17 protein-coding genes and 1 CRISPR repeat array are annotated in these 22,673 nt (G+C 69.8%); of the genes, 14 read left to right on the top strand and 3 right to left on the bottom strand.

What is annotated here, in order from left to right; translation table 11 throughout:
• The first annotated feature begins 404 nt into the window (after positions 1 to 404).
• The 3 genes from BG418_RS28215 (at position 405) to BG418_RS28205 (ending at position 4,083) form a co-directional block, all read left to right on the top strand.
• Positions 405 to 1,670 (top strand): glycosyltransferase family 2 protein, encoded by a 1,266-nt coding sequence (locus BG418_RS28215; RefSeq protein WP_188276816.1) that lies wholly within the window; start codon positions 405 to 407, stop codon positions 1,668 to 1,670.
• 33 nt (positions 1,671 to 1,703) lie between these two features.
• Complete coding sequence (locus tag BG418_RS28210) at positions 1,704 to 1,889, top strand: hypothetical protein (RefSeq protein ID WP_188276815.1); 186 nt, start codon at positions 1,704 to 1,706, stop codon at positions 1,887 to 1,889.
• Positions 1,890 to 2,067: 178 nt separating this feature from the next.
• Positions 2,068 to 4,083, top strand: a complete 2,016-nt coding sequence (locus tag BG418_RS28205) for a protein kinase domain-containing protein (RefSeq protein WP_317453783.1) — start codon at positions 2,068 to 2,070, stop codon at positions 4,081 to 4,083.
• 187 nt (positions 4,084 to 4,270) lie between these two features.
• Here BG418_RS28205 and BG418_RS28200 read toward each other — a convergent pair whose 3' ends face one another.
• Positions 4,271 to 4,966, bottom strand: a complete 696-nt coding sequence (locus tag BG418_RS28200; RefSeq protein WP_188276814.1) for a transferase — start codon at positions 4,964 to 4,966, stop codon at positions 4,271 to 4,273.
• Between the two features lie 40 nt (positions 4,967 to 5,006).
• On the opposite strand from BG418_RS28200, the gene BG418_RS28195 reads away from it, so the two are divergent.
• On the top strand, positions 5,007 to 5,885 hold the full coding sequence (locus BG418_RS28195) for a glycosyltransferase family 2 protein (protein ID WP_317453782.1): 879 nt from the start codon (positions 5,007 to 5,009) through the stop codon (positions 5,883 to 5,885).
• A 50-nt stretch (positions 5,886 to 5,935) separates the two neighbouring features.
• On the opposite strand, the gene BG418_RS28190 is transcribed toward BG418_RS28195, so the two are convergent.
• The gene (locus tag BG418_RS28190; RefSeq protein WP_317453781.1) at positions 5,936 to 7,042 is read right to left on the bottom strand and encodes an NAD-dependent epimerase/dehydratase family protein; all 1,107 of its coding nucleotides are present in this window, start codon (positions 7,040 to 7,042) and stop codon (positions 5,936 to 5,938) included.
• Between the two features lie 163 nt (positions 7,043 to 7,205).
• Here BG418_RS28190 and BG418_RS28185 point away from each other — a divergent pair, with 163 nt between their 5' ends.
• From BG418_RS28185 to cas2e, 8 genes are all read left to right on the top strand, one after another.
• Positions 7,206 to 8,540: a tetratricopeptide repeat protein gene (locus BG418_RS28185; RefSeq protein WP_223185520.1), complete on the top strand. Its 1,335-nt coding sequence runs from the start codon at positions 7,206 to 7,208 to the stop codon at positions 8,538 to 8,540.
• Between the two features lie 575 nt (positions 8,541 to 9,115).
• Positions 9,116 to 14,080, top strand: coding sequence for a type I-E CRISPR-associated protein Cse1/CasA (casA, locus tag BG418_RS28180; protein ID WP_223185519.1), 4,965 nt, complete (start codon positions 9,116 to 9,118; stop codon positions 14,078 to 14,080).
• Positions 14,077 to 14,907, top strand: coding sequence for a type I-E CRISPR-associated protein Cse2/CasB (gene casB / locus BG418_RS28175; RefSeq protein ID WP_188276812.1), 831 nt, complete (start codon positions 14,077 to 14,079; stop codon positions 14,905 to 14,907). The genes casA and casB overlap by 4 nt, the downstream gene beginning before the upstream one ends.
• 68 nt (positions 14,908 to 14,975) lie before the next feature.
• Positions 14,976 to 16,172, top strand: a complete 1,197-nt coding sequence (gene cas7e / locus BG418_RS28170) for a type I-E CRISPR-associated protein Cas7/Cse4/CasC (RefSeq protein WP_188276811.1) — start codon at positions 14,976 to 14,978, stop codon at positions 16,170 to 16,172.
• The gene (gene cas5e, locus BG418_RS28165) at positions 16,169 to 17,005 is read left to right on the top strand and encodes a type I-E CRISPR-associated protein Cas5/CasD (RefSeq protein WP_188276810.1); all 837 of its coding nucleotides are present in this window, start codon (positions 16,169 to 16,171) and stop codon (positions 17,003 to 17,005) included. The genes cas7e and cas5e overlap by 4 nt, the downstream gene beginning before the upstream one ends.
• Complete coding sequence (gene cas6e / locus BG418_RS28160; protein WP_188276809.1) at positions 17,005 to 17,775, top strand: type I-E CRISPR-associated protein Cas6/Cse3/CasE; 771 nt, start codon at positions 17,005 to 17,007, stop codon at positions 17,773 to 17,775. Before cas5e ends, cas6e begins: the two co-directional genes overlap by 1 nt.
• Before the next feature lie 4 nt (positions 17,776 to 17,779).
• A complete protein-coding gene (cas1e, locus tag BG418_RS28155) occupies positions 17,780 to 18,745 on the top strand; it encodes a type I-E CRISPR-associated endonuclease Cas1e (protein WP_188276808.1) in 966 nt (321 codons plus the stop codon).
• Positions 18,742 to 19,095: a type I-E CRISPR-associated endoribonuclease Cas2e gene (gene cas2e / locus BG418_RS28150; protein WP_188276807.1), complete on the top strand. Its 354-nt coding sequence runs from the start codon at positions 18,742 to 18,744 to the stop codon at positions 19,093 to 19,095. Before cas1e ends, cas2e begins: the two co-directional genes overlap by 4 nt.
• Before the next feature lie 100 nt (positions 19,096 to 19,195).
• Positions 19,196 to 20,385: a CRISPR direct-repeat array (repeat unit 29 nt; unit sequence GTGGTCCCCGCGCGTGCGGGGGTGGTCCC).
• Between the two features lie 82 nt (positions 20,386 to 20,467).
• Here cas2e and BG418_RS28145 read toward each other — a convergent pair.
• Complete coding sequence (locus BG418_RS28145; protein WP_188276806.1) at positions 20,468 to 20,890, bottom strand: MazG nucleotide pyrophosphohydrolase domain-containing protein; 423 nt, start codon at positions 20,888 to 20,890, stop codon at positions 20,468 to 20,470.
• A 524-nt stretch (positions 20,891 to 21,414) separates the two neighbouring features.
• Between BG418_RS28145 and BG418_RS28140 the strand changes: the two genes are divergently transcribed.
• Positions 21,415 to 21,906 (top strand): hypothetical protein, encoded by a 492-nt coding sequence (locus BG418_RS28140; protein WP_188276805.1) that lies wholly within the window; start codon positions 21,415 to 21,417, stop codon positions 21,904 to 21,906.
• 178 nt (positions 21,907 to 22,084) lie between these two features.
• A complete protein-coding gene (locus BG418_RS28135; protein WP_188276804.1) occupies positions 22,085 to 22,639 on the top strand; it encodes a toxin in 555 nt (184 codons plus the stop codon).
• Positions 22,640 to 22,673: the final 34 nt, after the last annotated feature.

The following is a 22,673-nucleotide window of genomic DNA, read 5'->3' as shown; positions in this document are numbered from 1 at the left end:
CGCCCTTCACGCCGCATTCACGGCTGTTCGTATTCCGCGCCATGGTAGCCACGGCCGGGCGGAGTGCACGTATGGGGTACGGGCGGGGTTCGGGGTTAGGAGGGGCGAGATCGCGCCATCCGGAATTACCCGCTCCAAAAGTGTTCTTGGTCACCGCTTTACGTTCCCGGTGACCCGGAGTGCCCGATCTTGCCCCGGTTTGCCGTGCCGTTTGGACACCAAATCTCCGGCACGGCATTTACGAAGGAATGTTGAACAAAGAGAACTCGATCCGAGACCCGCGCGAGCGTGGGGTACCTTCTCCCGGGGGTTTCACGGGATCCGCACAATATGCGGAACCCGTGCTTTTGATTTCTCGTTGCTCGACCAGTTGTTGATCAGTTGTGTGAACCGGGGGGACGGCCTTGTCGGGCACTCTTGCGCGCGATGCGCACGGCGAGACGCGCGGGGAATCCACGCGCGCGTCACGCGCGTCACGCGGTCGTCGACGCAAGGGCAAGACGTCCTCCACAGCGTCCGTCCAGACCGAGACGCCGCGCAGCCGACACCGCAGAGGCCGCGTTTACCCCGACGAGGTCGGCGGCACCGCGCATTACGAGACCGTGGTCCTCGTACCGGCCCGTAATGAGGAAGTCGGCGTATTCACGTCGCTGAGGTCGCTCGCTTCCCAGAGCCGCCGCCCCGACCTCATCATCGTGGTGGTCAACAACTCGACCGACCGCACTGAGGACTTCGCGCGCGAGTTCGCCGACGACCCGCACACGCCGCCGACGGTCGTCCTCACCCTCGACGACAACCCGCACAAGAAGGCGGGCGCGCTCAACTACGGTCTGCGCTGGCTCAGGGAGGCCGTCGGTGGGCGGCTGACCAACAACGTGCGGCACGTCCTGGTCATGGACGCCGACACCGAGCTGCACCCGAAGTTCATCGAGCGCGCCCGCAACGTCATCGCCTCCGACCCCGAGCTCGGCGGCGTCAGCGCGGCCTGCCTCGGCCGCACCGACCTGTGGCGCAACCCCTGGCAGCGCTATCTGCTCGGCATGCAGATCATCGAGTACGGCCGGGCCGCCAACGCCCGCTACCGCCGGGACGTCCACACCATGTCCGGGGCCGGTTCGTTCTACCGGGGCGAGGCCCTGCAGAGCCTGCTCGACTGGCGCGGCGAGGTCTTCTGGGAGGACCACAGCAACCTCGTCGAGGACTACGAGACCACGCTGGCGCTCAAGGAATCGGGCTGGAAGGTCACGGCCAACCAGCTGTGCATCGCCTACACCGACCTCATGCCCACGCTGCGCGAGCTGATCCAGCAGCGCGAGCGGTGGAGCCGGGGGACGGTGGACACGCTGCGCGGGCGCGGCTGGACGAAGTTCACCTGGCACTCCATCTCGACCGTGATCCTCGGCCTGATCGGCGCCGCGTACGTCCTGGGCTGGGGCTCGACCCAGCTCGCGCTCGCCGCGAAGCACGGCTTCACGCAACAGCCGGTGATCCTGATGCTGTTCGGCTTCTGGATCGTGTATCCCGCGCTGCGGGTACGCAACCTCGGCTGGAAGGCGATGGTCGTCGAGGCCCTGCTGATCCCCGAGCTGGTGTACACGGTCGTGCGCACCTATTGGCTCGTGTCGTCCATCGTCAAGTCGTACGTGACGCGCGTATCCGCGTGGAAATGAACGCCTGGAAATGATCCAAGGAGAACGAGAGCAATGAACTCCCTCAAGGGGTTCGGGGTCTGCGTGGTGCTCGCGGGCATCGCGTACGCCATCACCCGGGTCGCGGACACGGACCAGCTGGTCCTCGGCATCACGATCTCGGTCATCGTGGTGTCGCTGGTGACGTACGCGGCGTCGATCCGGCGCCGCCGGAGGGACCACCGGCTCGCGGGCGAGTGAACACCTCCCTTACACCTCCCTTTCCGGCTGCCCCCTACGTAACTAGAATATTGTTCTAGAACCAGGCATCATGACGCTCACCTGGTACCGCATCGCCGCAACTCTCCTGCGCTGAGGGCGAGTTCGTACGACGTCGTACGGGGCTCGACACGGGGCAGTTGTTACGGGGGAGCGGGCTGTGAAGCTGTGGCGCGGGGGCAGGAAACGGGACGAGGGCCACCCGGAAGTGGCCGACGCGCAGCCGTCGACGTCGACGCTGCGGTTGCTGCCGAAGGCCGACCCGGTGGAGCCCGCGGCCCCCTCCCTCGACCTGAGCGGCAGCGGGGCCACGCCCCTCTCCCCCGAAGACCCCCGCCAGATCGGTGCGTTCCCGCTCGCGGGTGTGCTGGGGTCCGGCGGGATGGGCCGGGTCTACCTCGGGATCGCGCCCGGGCACTACGCCGCCGTGAAGCAGGTCCTGCCGATCGTGGCCGAGGACCCCAGTTTCCTGCGGCACTTCGGGCAGGAGCTCGACAATCTGGCCAAGCTGCCGGGCGGGGTCAGCGCGCGGCTGCTCGCGACGGACCGTACGGCCCGGCCGCCGTGGTTCGCGACCGAGTACGTACCCGGGATCACCCTCGCCGAGGCGATGGAACTGCACGGCGGTCCGCTGCCCCCCGCCTCGCTGTGGGCGCTGCTGCGGGAGATGGCGCGCTGCCTGGAGGCGGTGCACGCGCTCGACATGGTGCACCGCGACCTCAAGCCGTCCAACGTCATGCTGACCACGGACGGCCTCAACCTGATCGACTTCGGGATCGCGCGGGCCGCCGACCAGAGCAAGCTGACCCAGACCGGCATGGTCATCGGCACGCCGGGCTTCATGGCCCCCGAACGCGCATCCGGCGCCAAGCAGTTGACCGGCGCGTCCGACATCTTCTCCCTGGGCTGCCTGCTCGGGCACGCGGCGACGGGGCTCGCACCGTTCGGCGAGGGCAGCGGTCTGGACCTCCTGTATCGGATCGTGCACGAGGAACCGGACCTGGACGCGGTACGGGACGTGGACGCGGAGCTGGCGGACGTCCTGCTGACGTGCCTGGCCAAGGACCCGTCGGCCCGTCCGTCGGCGACGGATCTGCTGGCCCTGACGAGCACGCGTACCGCCGCTGCCGCCGGTCCGTGGCCCCCGACGGTGGCGGCCCGAATAGCCGATCGGACGGCGTTCGCGGCGTCGGTGCCGGCGCCGGAGGCGGTCCTGGCGGCGACGCGCCTGGCTCCCGTCCCCGTCCAGGCGTCCCCGGAGCCGGTGACGGTCACGCCGAGGGAGGCCGGGACCGCCGCCCGTGAGGCGCGTCCACGCCGTACGCGGATCATGGTGGCGGTACTGCCGGTCGTGGTGGTCGCCGGAACGGTCACGGCGGTCACGGTCCTGCCGAACGTGTACTCCCCGTGGGGCAAGGACAGCCCGAGCACGGCGGCGTCCCCGCCGGGATCCGTACCGTCCACGCCGATCCCCCAGGGCAAGCCGACTCCGTCCGCGTCGACGTCACCGTCCCCGGGTGCGTCCGGGTCCTCCACACCCGCGCCCAACGGAACCGGCGGAACGCTCCCGGGCGGTCAGCAACAGCCGGGCGCCCCGGCAACGGGCGGCAAGCCGGCCGGGACGGGCGGATCAGGCGGTTCGAACAGCTCAAGCGGTTCGGGCGGCTCGGCCGGAGGCCAGCAGCAGCCCCCCGACACATCCCAAAGGACCTCCGACCCCAAACCCCCCGCCAACCCCCCGTCCTCCACCGCGACGTTCTCCCCCGGCACGACGGCCCGCCTCCAGAACAGCCAGACCCACCAGTGCGTGTCCGGCGACGGAAACGTCTACCCGGGATACGGCTCGTGCAGCGCCAGCTACGCCGACACGTGGACACTCCGCTCCACGGGCAGCGGCACCTTCCAGCTGGTCAACCGAGCCAGCGGCAACTGCCTCTCGGCCCCCAACGTCAACGACTACACAGCCCAGATGAGCTCCTGCAACGGCGGCTTCGGCGGCACGGGTTACGTCCACTGGCGCGTAGGCACGACGACATCGGGCGGCCAGACCCTGGAGAACACAGAAACAGGCCACTGCCTGGAAATCTCCGCCCCACCGTACGGCGGCACCCCGGGCCCGATGGTCACGACGTGCGACAGCGACCAGTCGCAGCAGCTTTGGAGGAACGGGGCGTGAGGTGGCCCGCCGGGCGGGACCGTGTGAAAGCGGGTAGATGCCGGCCTCGACTGGGCTAACGTGCCAGGTTGAGGACTGTGGTCCCTGCGCGTGCGGGGGTGGTCCCTAGGAAGGGGCGGTGCTGACGTGGTCACTCACATGGTCCCCGCGCATGCGGGGGTAGTTTCTACCCGACCCCGACCCCGCCTCACGAACAACGCCGCCGTCGGACCCGCGTCTCCGCGATGTGCGGGGCGCTGATGACACTGTGGGCGGGGACGATGCGCGCGGTGAGGGTGACGCCGCTGTCGATGCGGCTCGCGCGGCCGATGGCCGTGCCCGGGCCGAGCGCGATGTTGTGGCCGGTCTGGGTGCCGTCGCCGATGAGGGCGCCGAAGCGGGGCGTGCCGCAGCGGTAGAGGCCGTGCTCGCCACGCATGACGACTTCCCGGTCGGGGTGGCGCATCATGTCCTCGCACAGATTGATCGCGGCGACCGTGACCGACGAGGACAAATGGACTCCGGCGCCGACGACCGCACGGTTGATGCCGATGCGGTGCCCGAGGACGGTGCCCTCACCCACGTACGCATGCGTGACTTCGCAATTGAAGCCGACCGAGACCCCGGCGGCAAGGAACGAGCCACTGCGGACGGTCGTGAACTCGTGGACCTTCACGTGAGGTCCGATGATCACGTCCTCGCCGATGACGGCGGTCCGGTGGATCTCGGCGGTGGGGTGGACGCGACTCTCGTCCCCCAGGATGGCGAGCGCGGTAGTGTGCAACTCCGGCCATCTGGCGAGGAAGTGAGCCAGTTCGTATCCGGCGAGATCGCCGTACGGGGTGTTGGCTTGTGGGCCTTGCGTGACACTTCTGACGTAGTCGCCGAGGCAGACGGAGAGCACGGTCGGGCCTCCTTCGAGGATCTGGACGGAGTGGTTGGCTGTGACACGACCGCGTGTCGGTGTGGCTGTACTGACCATGGGCAGCCGGCCCGCCGAACTGCGGGCGTTGCTGGATTCGGTGGCCCGGCAGGATGAGCCCGCAGTGCGCGTCGTCGTGGTCGGCAACGGCACCGGATCCCTGCCCGAACTCCCGGCCGGAGTGACCGGGGTGGAGCTGGCCGAGAACCGGGGAGTCTCGGGAGGCCGCAACGTCGCCCTGGCCAAATTGCGTGAGTACGGCGACGTCGACGTACTGGTGGACCTGGACGACGACGGGCTGCTGATCGACACAGACGTCTTCCGGCGCATCGCGGACCTCTACGAGACGGACCCGAAGCTGGGCATCGTGTCGTTCCGGATCGCGGACGAGACAGGGCAGACTCAGCGGCGGCACGTACCGAGACTGCGGGCGAAGGACCCTATGCGGCGCGGTCCGGTGACGACGTTCCTCGGCGGCGGGCACGGCCTGTCGATGCGGATGCTGGACGAGATCGGCGGATGGCCCGAGGAGTTCTTCTTCACCCACGAGGAGACCGACCTCGCCTGGCGCGCGCTCGACGCGGACTGGACCGTGTTGTACGAGCCCGCGCTGCTGCTCCAGCACCCCAGGACCAGCCCGGCGAGGCACGCGTTCTACTACCGGCTGACCGCCCGCAACCGGGTCCGGCTCGCCAAGCGGCATCTGCCCGCCCTCCTCATGCCGGTCTACCTGGGTGTGTGGACGCTGCTCACGCTGGCCCGCACCCGTTCGCTGTCGGGCCTGCGGGCGTGGTTCGGCGGATTCGCCGAGGGCGTGCTGCGGCCGTGCGGGACGCGGCGGCCGATGCGCTGGGCGACCGTATGGCGCATGACCCGCCTGGGCCGTCCGCCGGTCATCTGACCCACGACCCGCCCATTGGCCGTCCAGTCCAAGGGCCGCCTACCAGTCGCCTAACCCACAGTCCGCGCCCCCTCCGCCCGCATCCAGTCCGGCACCGCCGCCGGGTTCTTCCGCAGCCACGCCACGTAGCGGGCCACCCCGTCGGGCAGGGACACGGCAGGCGTCCAGCCGAGCATCGTCCGCATGCGGCACGTGGACGCGTACCCGCCGAGCGGATCGCCCGGCGGCATCGGTGTCTCCAGGAACTCTGCGTTCGGATAGTGCTCGCGCACCAGCTCGGCGACCCGGCGCACCGTGGTCGCCTTCCCGGTCCCGACGTTGACGATCTCGGTATGGGTCTGCGGCGAGACCATCGCCCGCAGGGTCGCCTCGACGACATCGTCCACGTGAATGAGGTCGCGGACCTGGTGCCCGCCGCCGTGCAGATGCAGCGGCCGTCCGAGCGCGGCGCGTGCGGCGAACCAGGCCACCACCCACGAGTGCGAGCCCTGCTTGATCGTCTGGGGCTCGCCGTAGACGGAGAAGTACCGCACGACGGTGTACGACGTGCCCACCGCCCCGAGAGTGAGCGCGGTCTGCCGCTCGCCCCACGCCTTGGTGTTCGCGTACACCGAGACCGGTCGCACCGTGCTGGTCCGCTCGTGGAACTGCGGCGCGATCCTCCCGTACACGGACTCCAGCAGCTGCCGCACGGTCAGCAGCTCCGGGCTCTGCGTCTCCTCCGGACTGCCGTCGCCGTAGACGCTCGCCGAGGAGACGTACACGAAGCGGCGCACGCGATCGGTGGCCGCGACAGCGTCCAACAGGACTTGCGTACCCGTGATGTTGGTGTCGATCGCCGCACGGGGCTTGCGGGTGCAGGCCGCGACGTCGGCCAGGGCGGCGGCGTGGACGACGTAGTCGCAGTCCGGCAGCGTGCGCGCCATCAGACCCTCGTCGCGTACGTCTCCGGCGATCACGTCCGGGTCGGCCGTGTCGATGCCGAACAGGTCCCGGTAGACGTACGGCGGGTAGGCGTCCAAGGCGCACAGGACGAGTGGCCGGGCCCCGAGTTCCCGCAGCCTCGCGACGATACGGGAGCCGATGAGTCCGGCGCCGCCGGTGACGAGGACGGTGCGGCCTTCGAGCGGGGCGAGTGGTGAGCGAGCAGCGCGCACGGTGCCTCCAGGCAGGTGGAAGAGTCGCGTGTACGGGACGGGGGACCGCGTCCCAAGGGATGGCGAAGTCGAGTCAACTGCCTTTCCCCGCAAGGGAAACAGGACCCAAGATGTAACCCCGCGTAGTCCCGCGTAACCCACGAGTCGGAGGGACCGGGCGACCATGGACGATGACAGGAAACAGATCGCCGACCTCATCCGGCAGGCCTGCGACGCGCGAGGCTGGGGCCCGTCGAAGCTCGCGCGGGAACTCGGCGTCGCCGCCGGCCGGGGCCCGGAGGGGATGACCCGCCAGTACGCCCGCAAGCTGCTCAGCGGCGAACGCAACCCGGACTACTGGCTCCCGTACGTCCTCCAGGTCTTAGACCTGGAAGCGGCCCAGGTCAGCGATATGACCGAGCCGTCACCACCCGCGCTGGATACCGTGGCATCTGTTCTCGCCCTTGGAAGGAGTGACGTGGACCGTAGGAGTTTCCTCACCGCCTCCAGCGGTGCCGCCCTCGCCCTCCTCGGCGTACCGGATGCCGAAGCCATCACGCGTCGGGTCCGCAACGCCTCCCCCTCGGCCGTACGGGTCGGCGAGGGCGAGGTCTCGGCCATCCTGCAGATGGTCAGGACTCTGGGCGACGGCGCGGCCGAATACGGCGGCGGGCATGTGAAGAAGCTGGCCGTCCAGTACCTGACGGAGAACGCGGGCCCGTGGCTGGAAGGCCGCTACACCGAATCCACCGGACGGAAGCTGTACGGGGCCACGTCCCAACTGGCCCATGTCATCGGCTGGATGGCCCAGGACGAGGCCGACGACAAACAACACGAGTCCCTTGCCCGGCACTACTACGCCCACGCCTACCGGCTCGCGGCGGAGGCGGGCGAGCAGGAACTCGCCGCGACCGCGCTGCGCGGGATGACCGTCCAGGCCATCGCCCTCGGTCCGCGCCACCGCGCCGAGGCCTTCGCCCTGGCCGAGAAGTCCATGGAGCACGCCCGGCACCTCGACGATTCGCGTGCTGTGGCGTACTACCAGTCGACCCTGGCCGAGGCGGCCGCGCTCGACGGAAACCCCCGCCTCGCCACGAGCGCGCTCTCCGCATCGCAGACCCAGATCGAGCGCACCGCGACGGCACCGCCCGGGGACTCCTGGGCCTCGCACTTCACCATCGGCCGCTGGGCATACGCGTCCGGCACGATCCTCGCCAAGATGGGTGACCTCACCGGCGCCCGCGAGCAGCTCCACCAGGCCCTGGAGATCCACGGCCTCGACCGCCGCCGCACCCGCGCCAGCGTCCTCGGCGACCTCGGCGGCATCCACCTCCAACAGGGTGACCTCGATGGGGCCTTGGCGGTCTGGACCGAGTTCCTGGACTGCGCGGAGGGCGTCCGATCCATCCGGGTCCGCGACGCGGCCGAGGACATGCGCGTACGCCTGAGCCGCTACGAGAACGTCCCCGCAGCCCGAGAACTGTCCCAGCGAGCCGGGGGGCTGCTCGCCGGGACGTAGCTCTCGGTGGGGTGCTGATCAGGGTTCTTCCCCGCCCAGTCTCCAAAGTAGGAAGGGGCCTCAAATGATCCACCAGAAACCGGCCTCAACCGGATCTACGTAAGTGCCGTACAAGCGGACCTCACCGCCGGTACGGTCCTGTACCGCACCGCTCCACGCTGGAGCGGCAGCAGCAAAACGGCCGAGCCCGTTCCCCGCAAGAGAAGCCGAGCCCGGCCTTGTCCAGGTAACTAGGCGCTACTCAAGACGAGGTGATTTTAACCATGGTCTTACAGCCCGGGCCCCCCGACCGCTTCCCCTCCAAGCCTCCGTGGCCCATCGGCCTCCTCATAGCCGTACTCGGGGCCTGCCCCACCACTCCGACCCCATATGCCCCGTGGGCATGGGGAGTCACGATCATCGTCATCGTGGTCCTGGCCCGCAGGCCCCGGTTCCTCGGTGACGAAGGCTGACGCGAGGCCGGAGCGCCTGCGGGCGATGGGTGGCCGTCGGCGTTGCGGCCGGCGGCCCTCTACCACCGCGACGAACATCAGCAGGCTCTTTCGGCGGATCGCCTCTGCAAGGAGACCCCGCACATGTTCGATACGCCCATGACCGGATCCGACGGCGGCGGCCAGTTGCCCTTCGCCAGACTCTCGCCACCTGCCCGTTCGGCCTGGGCCAAGCATGATCGCAAGACGGGCGAATGGCTTCCGCTGTGGCGCCATATGGCAGACAGCGGGGCCGTGGCCGGGGCCCTGTGGGACAGCTGGCTGCCGTGCTCCGTACGCCAGTTGGTGGCCGACGCGCTACCCGGAGGACAGGACGACGCGCGTCGGCTCGTACGGTTTCTCGCCGCTTCCCACGACACCGGGAAGTGCACGGCGGCCTTCAGCTGCCAAGTCGAGGAACTGGCCGACCGTATGCGGGATCACGGATTGCACATGCCTGGTCAGACGCAGTTCGGACAGGACCGGCGGCTGGCTCCGCACGGCCTCGCGGGACAGGTGCTGATCCAGGACTGGCTGGTCGAGCGTTTCGGGTTCAGCGCCCGTACAGCCGGGCAGTTCGCGGTTGTTGCGGGTGGTCACCATGGCTCGCCCCCCGAGTCCCAGCAGATCCACGACCTTCAGCTCCGGCCGCATCTGCTGGGACACTCGGGGCCGAGCGAGTCGACGTGGCGACAGGCTCAGCGTGAACTCCTCGACGTCTGCATGGAGTTGGCCGATATCGAAGATCGGCTTCCGGAGTGGCGGGGAGTCCGGCTCCCGCAACCCGTTCAGGTGGTCCTGACAGCCGTCGTGATCGTGTCCGACTGGATCGCCAGTGCGCCGGAGATGTTCCCGTACGACCCCGAGACCTGGCAGCCCGTCGGGCCGACAGGCGAACGCCGTCGACTTCAGGCCGCTTGGCTCGGGCTGGACCTCCCCGCACCCTGGGCACCCGATGAACCCGCCATGTCCGCAAGCGAGTTGTTCAGCGATCGCTTCCCCGGGCTGTCGGGTGCGGCGATACGTCCGGTCCAGGCCGAGGCGGTACGGATGGCTCGCGAGATACCCGATCCCGGGCTGCTCATGATCGAGGCCCCCATGGGGGAGGGCAAGACCGAGGCCGCGCTCGCGGCCGCCGAGGTCCTCGCCGCACGCTCGGGTGCCGGCGGACTGCTCCTGGCGCTGCCGACGCGCGCCACCAGCGATGCGATGTTCCTCCGGCTGCTGTCCTGGCTGGACAATCTTCCGCAGGACGGCTGCGCAGGCCACTCAGTCGCCCTTGCGCATGCAAAGGCTGCCCTGACCGAGTCATGGGCGGGCATGCTGAAAGCGGGCACCCGTTCGCTCGCCGCGGTGGACCTCGACGGTTCCGGTCAGGGGAACCATGACGGGAACGACCTGTACGGCGACCACGACGAGCACGATGGCCGGACGGGCCACAGCGAGCGCGCCACTCCCGTACGCGCCGCCGAGCTCCACGCCCACCAGTGGCTGCGCGGACGCAAGAAGCAGCTCCTGGCCTCCTTCGCGGTCGGGACCATCGACCAGATCCTGTTCGCGGGACTCAAGAGCCGACATCTGGCACTGCGCCACCTCGCCGTCGCGGGCAAGGTCGTGGTCATCGACGAAGTGCACGCCTACGACGCGTACATGAACCGCTACCTCGACCGAGTCCTGGAGTGGCTTGCGGCGTACCGCGTTCCCGTTGTGCTCCTCTCCGCGACCCTGCCGGCGGCTCGGCGGCGCGCACTGGCCGACGCCTACGCGGTCGGCTCGGGAGCGGCGGTGGAAGCCGGGAGCGACGCGTACCCCTTGATCACAGCCGTCGCCCCAGGACACCCCGTACTGACCGCTCGGCCCGCAGCGGCTTCGGAACGCGGTGCAGAAGTGCTGGTCGAGCGCATGGACGACGATCTCGCGGCGCTGGCCGACCGCATCGAGGAGGCGCTGGCGGACGGAGGCTGCGCACTCGTGGTGCGCAACACCGTGAACCGCGTGCTGGAGGCAGCCGACGCGTTGCGGGCCCGCTTCGGCGACGAGATGGTGACCGTCGCGCACTCGCGGTTCCTGGCGGCCGACCGGGCGGAGAACGACGCCGACCTCGCCGCGCGGTTCGGTCCGGACGGCACGCGCAGGCCCGAACGGCACGTGGTTGTCGCCAGCCAAGTGGTCGAGCAGTCGCTGGACATCGACTTCGATCTCCTCGTCACCGATCTCGCGCCGCTGGACCTCGTACTCCAACGAATGGGCCGGTTGCATCGGCACTCCCGTTCACGGCCGGCCCGGCTGGCCCGGGCACGCTGTCTGGTGACCGGTGTGGACTGGCAGAGCACACCGCCGAAACCGGTGGCCGGGTCGACGGCCGTGTACGACGGTGACTACACCCTGCTGCGCGCCCTCGCCGCCCTAGACCCCCATCTGAACGGTGAACCTGTCGCACTGCCCGGCCACATCAGCCCCTTGGTGCAACGCGCCTACGACGAGGAGCCCTGCGGTCCGGACAGCTGGCAGGACGCGCTCGCCGAAGCGCACAAGAAGCACCGGGCCCTGCTCGCGGACAAGCAGCACAAGGCGGAGGGCTTCCTGCTCGGTCCCGTCCGCAGGCCCGGGCGGCCGGTGTACGGCTGGCTGGAGGCCTCCGTCGGGGACGCGGACGACAGCCGCACCGGTCGCGCCCAGGTTCGGGACGGCGAGGTGACTCTGGAGGTACTCGTCATACAGAGGCGTGCCGATGGCCGACTGACGACGGTGCCGTGGCTCGACGAGAGAGGCGGGAAACCCCCGGCAGAGCGCAGGGGCAAGCTGGAGCTGCCCGAGGACTTCGCTCCAACCCGCCGAGCCGCGGAGGCCGTTGCCGCGAGCGCGCTCACTCTCCCCGGCCGGTTCAGCAGACCGTGGACGATCGCCCGCACCATCGCCGAGCTGGAGCGCTTCGTGATTCCGGCCTGGCAGGCCAAGGAATGCCCTTGGCTGGCAGGCGAGTTGCTACTCGTCCTCGACGAGCATTGTCAGACCCGTCTGTCAGGCTTCGATCTCAGGTACAGCCGCGCCGAAGGACTGCGGATGGTGTCCCCCGACACGCCCGCAGAAAGCGACCGCAGTCACGGCGAGGACAAGAGCGACGAAGGGAAGGGACCTGGTGAACAGAGTGATGTATCGCCGGCGGCCGGTGCGGCGCCGTGCACGATCACGGCCACGGCCACGGCCACGGTTACGGACGCGATTACTGACCGGCTCGTCCCCGCTTCGGCCCCGTCGGCCCGAGGCGGCACCATGACCGGCACCAGCGCCCCAGGGGGGGACACGGCTCCCACCCCCGTCACGTACGACCTCGTCCGCATGCCGTGGCTGCCCGTTCAGACGCTCGACGGGACAGTGGAGGACGTCTCGCTGCTCGATCTGTTCGCGCGGGCCGGATCGCTGCGCCGACTGGTCGGAGACGTGCCCACCCAGGAACCCGCTCTGCTGCGGCTGCTCCTCGCCATCCTCTACGACGCGCTCGACGGCCCCGCCGAGATCGAGGACTGGGAGGGGCTGTGGGAGTCGGACGCCCCCTTCGCCCCGGTCCCCGCCTATCTGGAAGAGCACCGTGAGCGCTTCGACCTGTTCCACCCCGAGCGGCCCTTCTACCAGGTGGCGCGGCTGCGTACGGCGAAGGACGAAGTGGCGCCGCTCAGCCGGATCGTGGCGGACGTGCCCAATGGCGAGCAGCTGTTCGCCATGCGACGGCCCGGCGTGGACCGCCTGTCGTACGGGGAGGCCGCGCGCTGGCTGGTGCACACCCACGCGTACGACACCTCGGGGATCAAGTCCGCGCTGGTCGGCGACAAGGAGCGCGCCAAGGCGGGCAAGGTCTATCCCCTGGGCGTGGGGTCGCTCGGGAACCTGGGCGTGCTGTTCGCGGAAGGACCCACCCTGCGCGAGACGCTGCTGCTGAACCTCATCGCGCTCGAAGAGGTACGCCCGGGCGCGGACGCAGGCGGCGCCGAACGCCGGGACCAGCCGGTGTGGCGACAGCCCGACCCCCTGAGCGCTTCTCCCCGCGAGGAGAAGAGTGGCGGCCCGCACCCCCTCGGCCTGCGCGACCTCTACACCTGGCAGTCCCGGCGGGTCCGGCTGCACGCGGAGGGCGGCGCGGTGACGGGAGTGGTGCTCGGATACGGCGATCCGCTCGTATCCACGTTCCCGGGGCCGCCGGAGCCGATGTCGGGCTGGCAGCGCAGCGATGCGCAGGAGAAGAAGCAGGGGCGGCAGCCCGTCTACACCGCGCAACGACACAACCCGGACCGTCAGGCGTGGCGCGGACTCGCCGCTCTGCTACCCGCACGGGGACAGCCCGGTGAGGACGGCAAGGGAGGGGAGCCCCCGAAGCTGCTGCGCTCAGGCATCACCAAGTGGTTCTCCAAGGTGATCACCGAAAGCCACATCGACGTGGGGAGCCTGATCCGGCTGCGGCTGGTCGGCGCGAGGTACGGCACCCAGCAGTCCGTGGTGGACGAGATCGTGGACGACTCGGTAGTGCTCCCCGTGGTCGCGCTCCACGAAGAAAATCCGGTGTACGGAGGGGCGGCGGAAAGCGCCGTCACCGAAGCCGACTTGGCGGTGGCGGCGCTCGGTCAGCTCGCGGGGAATCTGGCCCGCGCGATCGGGGCAGAGCCGGATTCGCATGTCACGACCGCCCGCGATCTCGGCTTCGGCACGCTGGACGGCCCGTACCGGGCCTGGCTCAGGGCGCTGGCGTCGCATCCCGATCCGGTGGCCGCCGCACAGGAATGGCGGGCCACGGTGCGCCGTCATGTCCGGCGGCTCGGCCGGCAACTCGTGGTCTCCGCCTCGCCGACGGCCCATGAGGGACGCATGGCGGACGTACCGGGCCTCGGCATCCGGCTGGTGGACGCCGGTCGGGCCGAACTGTGGTTCCTCGGCCGACTGAACCAGGTCCTCGGCAAGCCGGACGTGCCGGCCGGCTCCCCCCACCCGGGCGACGAAAGCGGGCGTGCGGGGGCCGCTGCCCCGCAGGAATCCACCTCTGCTTCCGGCCCCGACAAGCCTTTGAGGAAGGCGGAATGACAACGAACCCGCAGACCACGGGCGGCGAAGTGCCCGAGGACACTGACAGCGAAGCCCAGCGGCTGCCCCGGTCGGTCCGCGTCACGCTCCGCACGATCTCCCGCCTGCAAGGCGGATACCGCCAGGACGTTCCTGCCGCAGTCGCCGCGGTCGCTCGGCTGCGCCGCGAGGCCAGCCGGAGCGCGCACTCCTCTCCGGGCGCCTGGGGACTCGACCACCTCCGAGTCCTGGCGGAGCTGCGTGAGAAGGACCAGCAGGCGGAGCTGGTGCGCCAGGAGGGCCGGGGGGCTCCGGCCCAGTACTTCTCGTCCCGCTCACGCGCGGCACACGAGCAGTACGAGGCGCACGAGGATCAGGCGGTGCACCTCGCGGTCACCCTCTGGGCCCTGCACCAGCAGTCCCTCCGCGAGGACGCGATGCACCTGAAGGGCTGGCCCCTCGGACGATCCGTGCGGCGGTTGGCCCTGGCGAAGACGGGATCCGGCGAGTCCGCGGGCAGCGGATCCCAGCAGACGGAAGAGATGAGCGAGACCGTCCGCAAGCGGTTCGTGCGGATCGGCGCCGCCGACGACATCGAGGTCCTGGGCGCGCGCCTGCGCGAGATGGTGATCCTCCTCCGAGGCGCCCGGATCCCCTTGGACTACGGCCTGCTCGTCAAGCAGATCGAGGACTGGCAGTACGAAGCACGTCGGGACCGTGTCCGCGGCGACTGGGGGCGGAGCCTGCACGCCTCGTATGCCGGGCCGCTCCGCACCGATGACGGCGATACGGGCCGGACCCCGCCCGCCGAAGACCACGGGGACCCCGATGACGACATGGGTGACTGACGTCGGTGGCTGACGACCACCACTTCCCCAGCGCAGAGCGACGAGACCACACGATCGGAAGACCTCTGATGCCCCGAACCATTCTCGACATCCACATCCTCCAGACCGTTCCCCCGAGCAACATGAACCGGGACGACACAGGCACACCCAAGTCGGCCTATTTCGGCGGTGTACGAAGGGCCAGGGTGTCCAGTCAGGCCTGGAAGCGCGCCACCCGTACCGCCTTCACCGACCTGCTCTCCCCCGAAGAACTCGGGGTGCGCACGAAGAAGGTGGCCGAAGCCCTGGCCGAGCGGATCACGGCCCGTGACGCCGCACTCGAACCGGTGGCTATCGAGCTCGCCGCCGAGACTCTGCGCATCGCCACCGGATCCAAGATCGAGGTGCCGAAGCGGAAGGAGACGAAGGCCGGGGAGAAGGGCGAAACAGCCGCACCCGAGTCCTCGTATCTGATGTTCCTGAGCAGCAGGCAGCTGGACGCGCTCGCCGAGCTGGCGGTGGAAGGTGCCGCCGACGGTGAGCTGAAGGCTCTTCAGCAGCACCTCAAGGAGAACAAGGCCAGGGCGCGAAAGGCGGTCGACACCCGGCATTCGGTGGACATCGCGCTGTTCGGCCGGATGGTCGCGGACTCCGCCGACCTGAACGTGGAGGCCGCGACACAGGTGGCGCACGCCATCAGCGTGCATAAATCAGACATTGAGTCCGATTACTACACGGCTGTAGATGATCGAAATCTGGACGACGAGTCGGGCGCCGGGATGATCGGCACCATCGACTTCAACTCGGCGACGCTCTACCGCTATGCCGCTGTCGACGTCGACGAATTGGAGAGGAACCTCGGTCTGGGACTGCGCCCGGACGAACGGCCGAGCACACCGGTGGAACGGGCAGTGGTCGCCTTCCTGGAGGCGTTCATCACCTCACTGCCCACCGGGAAGATCAACACCTTCGGCAACCACACCCTGCCCTCCGCCGTGATCGTCAAGATCCGTGACCGCTGGCCGGTCAGCTTCGTCGGCGCATTCGAAGAGCCCGTGCCCAAGACCGAGACGGGCGGCTTCCTCAGAGAGAGTTGCGAGCGTCTCGCCGAATTCGTACCGGAGTTGGAGAAGCAGTACGGGCTGGTGGGCAAGGGGCAGAGCTGGGTCCTCCGGGTGGGCACGGAGACCAAGGCACTGGCACCGCTCGGGACCGAGGCGTCCCTGGAGACACTGCTCCGGGAGGTCGGGGATGCGGTGGCGCAACGTCTGGGAGCCGGCGCATGACGGTGTTGCTGCTGCGCCTCGCGGGACCGATGCAGTCCTGGGGCTCCGCCGCGCGCTTCGCCCGCCGCAGCACCGAGACCGCGCCCACGAAGAGCGGTGTTCTCGGCCTGCTGGCGGCTGCCCAAGGCCGCCCCAGGGACGCCGACCTCTCCGATCTGGCGGCACTGCGGTTCGGGGTGCGGATCGACCAACCCGGCTCGCGGATACGGGACTTCCACACGGCGCACCACGGTGACTCCGGGAAGGCCATGCCGCTGTCGCAGCGGTACTACCTCGCGGACGCGGTGTTCGTCGCCGGGGTCGAGGGCGACCACGAACTGATCCACAGCCTGCACCGCGCCATGCAGGCACCCCGCTTCCTCCCCTACCTCGGGCGGCGCTCCTGCCCGCCATCGCGCCCCGTCCTCATGGGGGATCCGCTGGAGGAGACCTCTCTGGAGCAGGCACTGCGCACGGTCGCATGGCAGGCCTCCCGCTGGTACATCAGACAGACGGCCCGAGGGGCGTCGAGCGGTGCCGTGGGTGCCTCCGGCACCGCGGTGCTAGGGCCGGAGACCCTAGACCTGCTCCTGGACTGTCCACCGCACGAGACGCCGCATCTGTCGTGGCGGGACGGGCCGGTCAGCTTCGACCCACGGCACCGGCAGTACGCACTCCGGGGCATCCTCACCGAGACGACCGACGCCCCGCCGCGCGACGGGGCGGCCCCAGGACGCCCCGACCACGATCCGACGGCGGGCCTCCCCGTCGCCGACTCCACTGGCGACTCCGTCGTCGACAGGGGCACGCGCACCGCCACCACCTCCGCAGACCGTTTCCCGAGGAACCCCTGATGTACCTCACCCGCTTCCGCGTCAACACCGCCCGCACCGGAGCCCGTCGCCTCTTCGGCTCGCCGCACCATGTGCACGGCGCCGTGAACATGGCGTTCCCCGAACTCCCCACCAGGGACGGCGAGGGCCCCCGCGTCCTGTGGCGCGTCGACCACCACACGGGGACCGGCCGCACGGACCTGTTCATCGTGAGCCCCCGGCGGCCGGACCTGACCCATCTCGTCGAGCAGGCAGGCTGGCCGACCCTGCCTGAACAGGGCTGGACGACGTTCTCGTACGGAGAGTTCCTGGGGGCCCTCGCAGTGGGCGACACCTGGAACTTCCGCCTCACCGCCAACCCCGTCCACAGCATCCGCAAGCCGGGCGACGCACCGGGCGCCCGCAATAAGCTGGCCGCGCACGTGACGCGACGGCATCAACTCGGGTGGCTGCTGCAGCGGCAGGAGCGCGGCGGATTCGAGGTGGTGCAGAAGCCTGCCGACCGACGCCTGCTCGCCACGGGCGACGAGCACGAAGTGATCGTTTACGACCGTACGCCGGTGCAGTTCGGCAAGCGAAGCGCGGGCGCGCTCGGCGCAGCGGCCGTCGGCGGCACCGGTGGCACTGGTGGCAGTTCGGGGAAAGGGCGCGACGTCACCTTCACCCAGGTCACGTACGACGGTCGCCTGCGGATCACCGACCTGGCCGCGTTCCGTCGCACGCTCACCCACGGTCTGGGCAAGGCGAAGGCGTACGGCTGCGGGCTGATGACCATCGCCCCGGCGCGGTGAGCCGATGACGACCGTCAGCAAGCGAGGAACGTCGTCCCCGCGAGAGCTCAACCGCGTCGGGGACCGGCTCTCCTTCGTCTATCTGGAACGGTGCACCGTTCACCGCGACGACAACGCCATCACGGCAACGGACGCCGACGGCGTCACCCACATCCCCTCGGCCACGATCGGCGCGCTGCTGCTGGGGCCCGGCACGCGGGTGACCCACCCGGCGATGTCGGTGCTCGGCGAGTGCGGTGCGGCGGCGGTGTGGGTGGGCGAACACGGCGTGCGGTTCTACGCGGGCGGACGAGCGCTGACCCGCTCGTCCGGCCTGGTCGAGGCGCAGGCCATGGCCTGGGCGGATCGCCGTTCACGCCTCGAAGTGGCCCGCGCCATGTACCGTCTCCGATTCCCCGGCGAGGACACCGCGGGCCGCACCCGTCAGCAGCTGCTGAGCATGGAGGGCCGCCGGCTGAAGGAGTGCTACCGCCGGGAGTCCGCACGGACAGGTGTGCCCTGGAAGCGTCGGGAGTACCACCGTGACGACTTCTCCGCCGGTGACGCGCCGAACCAGGGCGTCACGGCGGCGGCGCAGTGCATGTACGGGGTCGCGCATGCCGTCGTGGCCGCACTCGGCTGCTCGCCCGGCCTGGGTTTCGTCCACTCCGGCCACGAACGGTCCTTCGTGCTGGACGTGGCCGACCTCTACAAGACAGAAGTCGCCATCCCGGCGGCCTTCGACGCGGCTGCCGAAGGCGTGGAGGATGTGGCGTCCCGTACACGCAGGGCACTGCGGGACCGCATCAACAAGACCGGCCTGCTGGACCGTTGCGTACGCGACATTAAGGCTCTCCTCGACTACGACGGAACCCGCGAGGGGCAAGCCGGAGCCGAGGAGGGGCCCGACAGTGACCGCATGACGCTCCAATCGGACGGAGACGTACACGTCAGCGGTGGCCGCAACTACGGAGACGAACCGATCTGGTGACCGTCATCGTCCTCACCAACTGCCCGGCGGGCCTTCGGGGTTTCCTCACCCGATGGCTGCTGGAGATCTCGCCGGGCGTCTTCCTCGGCTCGCCGTCGACACGCGTACGCGAAGTGCTGTGGGCCGAAGTACGCCAGTACTCGGCCCAGGGCCGAGCCCTGCTCGCCTACCAGACAGACACGGAACAGGGCTTCACCTTCGAGACCCACGACCACGCCTGGCACCCCACGGACCACGAAGGCCTGACGCTCATCCACCGCCCCACCCCTCCACCCACCGCAAGCCCCCCAAACCCCCCACGCCAGGGCTGGAGCAAGGCCGCGAAGCGGAGGCGGTTCGGGGGTGGGTAGGGGGAGTTGGGCGGCGCGGGGGTGGGTGGTCCTGATGCCGGAGCGTGTTGCAGTGAGTAAAAACGAGGGTGGGGCGAGGTGAAACGGCAGGTCGGCTGCTGTGGTCCCCGCGCGTGCGGGGGTGGTCCCGACATGCTTCCTCCTCTGATTCTGAGGTCGAACGTGGTCCCCGCGCGTGCGGGGGTGGTCCCCAGCGCGGCTGACCGTTCGCGATCCGCGGGATGTGGTCCCCGCGCGTGCGGGGGTGGTCCCGCCTCCACCCTGGCCACCACCACCGGCTCCAGGTGGTCCCCGCGCGTGCGGGGGTGGTCCCGCCGACACCACTACCTCGTGGCCCAGGCCCTGGGTGGTCCCCGCGCGTGCGGGGGTGGTCCCCAGGCGCTGCTCCGCCAGGCCATCGAGTACGGGTGGTCCCCGCGCGTGCGGGGGTGGTCCCGAGTTCTTCGTGGCCGCCCCGGGCCTGCTCTTGTGGTCCCCGCGCGTGCGGGGGTGGTCCCTCGTCGCTGCTCGCGTGCCAGCCCGAGAAGTCGTGGTCCCCGCGCGTGCGGGGGTGGTCCCGGTGACGCGTACAGCACGGACGTGACGGCCGCGTGGTCCCCGCGCGTGCGGGGGTGGTCCCCGCCAAGCAGGGCGACGCGCTCCTCGTGCCGAGTGGTCCCCGCGCGTGCGGGGGTGGTCCCTACCTCGTGTCCAACTGGACCGCAGGCACCGGGTGGTCCCCGCGCATGCGGGGGTGGTCCCCACTCGTACGAGTGATCGAACAGGAAAACCGCGTGGTCCCCGCGCGTGCGGGGGTGGTCCCAGGAAGGTCTGCCCGACCCTCGCGCGGCTGCCGTGGTCCCCGCGTGTGCGGGGGTGGTCCTGACCGCCTCATCCCGGGGCTGGCCGAGGTCGCGTGGTCCCCGCGCATGCGGGGGTGGTCCCTGGTGTGCGCCCGCGTCCTGAACACCCCCGTGGTGGCCCCCGCGCGTGCGGGGGTAGTCCCCCAGCGCCTGCTGCTCGATGCCGGTGCCCCAGTGGTCCCCGCGCGTGCGGGGGTGGTCCCGATCCGAGGACGCGCGGCCCGGTGTCGCTGTCGTGGTCCCCGCGCATGCGGGGGTGGTCCCCCGGTGGAGATGCCATCCTTCTGCCCGGTCGGGTGGTCCCCGCGCGTGCGGGGGTGGTCCCTCGTCTCCACCGAACCGGCCGACCACACCGTTGGTGGTCCTCGCGCGTGCGGGGGTGATCCCCTCTGGGTGGAGCCGCCGTCGCCGGACCACAAGTGGTCCCCGCATGTGCAGGGCTGATCCCATCCGGGAGCAGCGGTGCGCGGCGCGCTGGGCCAGGAGGGAGGCTGGGCCTCCGGCTCCTGGCCGCGCGCGCCGCGCAGGGGTTACGGCGTCCCCTCCCACCCCTGCCCCCGCAGCACTTCCGACACATCCGGTGCCCGGTAGTTCGGGCCCTTCAGGACCTTGCCGTCCGCGCGGAGCAACGGGCGGCCGTCCGGGCCCAGTTTGGTCATGTTGGCGCGGTGGATCTCCGCGATGACCTCGTCGAGGTCGATGCCGTGGACCAGGGCGGTGCCGTACGCCACGTAGACGACGTCCGCGAGTTCGTGGGCCAGGTGGGGCAGGGGGCCGTCGACCGAGACCTCGGCCGCTTCGGCGGCCTCCTCGACCAGGAGGTCGCGGCGGTGGGCGGCCAGGTCGGGCGGGATCTCGGTGGGCGTGGTGCGGGCGTCCAGGTCGAAGGTGGTGTGGAACTCCCTCACCAGCCTTGCCGGGGAGGACCAGTTCTCTGTTTCGGGGTCTCTCATTGCCATGATTTTACGTCCCGCCTCCGCCACCTCTAACCCCACCTGAAGAGTGCGGAGTTCCGTGACGGTCTCGGTCAAGTCCGATACGTACGGAGGCCGTTCAGTCATGGATAGCCGCTCATTCACAATAAATCTGCGCATCTGCAACTGGCACAACTTGCCTGGCCACTCTCCCCGTTGACACGCAGGGGCGCGGGAGTGGACGGGCGAGCTCGCCCAACCCGTGATCGGCCATCCCCGGGTCCATCAACCTACGTACGCACACGCGATCGGTGGCCCGCCTGTCCGGCGGGGCTGACTCGGTGTCATAATGTACGGGTAGCCCTTCGTGCATCCCCCGTCGCGAAGGGCTACGCCTATGTCCGGGCACAGCGACAGCACCCTGAAACCCGGTTTCGGGCATGGCGGGGCCTTCACACGGGCAAGGGACTCCCCTCGTGGCCCCCTGCCCGTGTTTTTTCGAGTTAACAGTGACGTAGAGTGTTTGTGCAAGCCCAGTTCTGACCAGACAGGGTGGGGACCCGATGGACGACGGAGACGAGCTCGCCGAAGAGCGCATGTCGCAGACGCCCGACATGCCTCACGCGCCCGAGCTGACGACCTTGCAGCAGAAGGTCGAGTACATGGTGGAGAAGACCTTCCCTGGGGAGAAGGTGTCGGGGCGGACCTTCTCCGACCTGGTGAAGGAGCGCGGCGGCTCGCTCTCGCACAGCTACTTCTCCAACATCCTCGCGGGCAAGGTCACCCACCCCTCCGAGGACATCCTCAAGGCGCTCGGGCTCGGCTTCGGCGTCGACTGGCGGTTCTTCAAGGAGGAGTCCGAGGTCGTCGACGACGTCGTGTCGGGGCTCCAGTTCCTCGCCAAGCGGCGTACGGGCGAGATCAGCGGCATCGCGGGGCGCGGCCTCGACGACGACGGCCTCTCCGCCGAGCTGCTGCAGTTCGCCCTCTCCCTGCTGGAGGAGACCAAGGACAGCCGGGGACCCGCCGACACCGACGGGCCGCCCTCCGCCTGACCCTCTCGCGTACGCGAAAACCCCGGCCCGCTCCCGTCGCCGTAATTCGGAGTCGTTCGTTAAGATGCGCCGACTCGATCGCGCGTACGTCCTTCGCGTACGCGACATACGCGTACCCGCGACCGGTCGCTTGCCCATACGCACGCGTGACCACGCCCAGAGGGACCCAGAGGCCTCCATGTCCATGCGCGAGCTGCGGAAGGAGTGCGAAGCCGGGCTCGCCGACCTTCCCATTCCCGCTCCGTTCAGCATCGCGGCCCTCGTGGCGAACATGGAGGAGGCCCGTGGCCGGACCATCGTGCTGCGGGAGCTGCCCGACCGCCTCGCGCGCGTCAACGCCGCCTGTGGACTGCGGCTGAAGTCCGGCAACACCAGTTTCGTGCTCTACCGTCGGCGACCCACCGACTACCAGACCCAGCACGTCATCCTGCACGAGCTCTGCCACGAGTGGTTCGACCACGGCACCACGCTCGACGCCGACCAGCTGAAGACGCTGCTGCCCGTCTTCGACACCTCGCTCATCCAGCGGGTCGTCAACTCGGGCGCCACCGTCCAGGCCCGGGCCCAGTACGACACCCATGACGAACGCGTCGCCGAGTTCGGGGCCTCCCTCATCCCCCGGATGGCCATGGACGTGACCAGCGACGACATGGTCGGCCGGCTCGCCAACTCCCTCTCCCGGCCGGTCGCCCACCGCCGCCGCGGCCTGTTCCGGCGAACTGGGAACCAGTAACCCCCGTACGAAGACCACGACCCCCGCTCACGCA

The sequence above is a fragment of the Streptomyces sp. CBMA152 genome (assembly GCF_014596475.1).
Lineage (GTDB): Bacteria > Actinomycetota > Actinomycetes > Streptomycetales > Streptomycetaceae > Streptomyces.
Note: the sequence above shows the minus strand (reverse complement) of the source record. Positions and strands in the feature narration are given on the sequence as shown.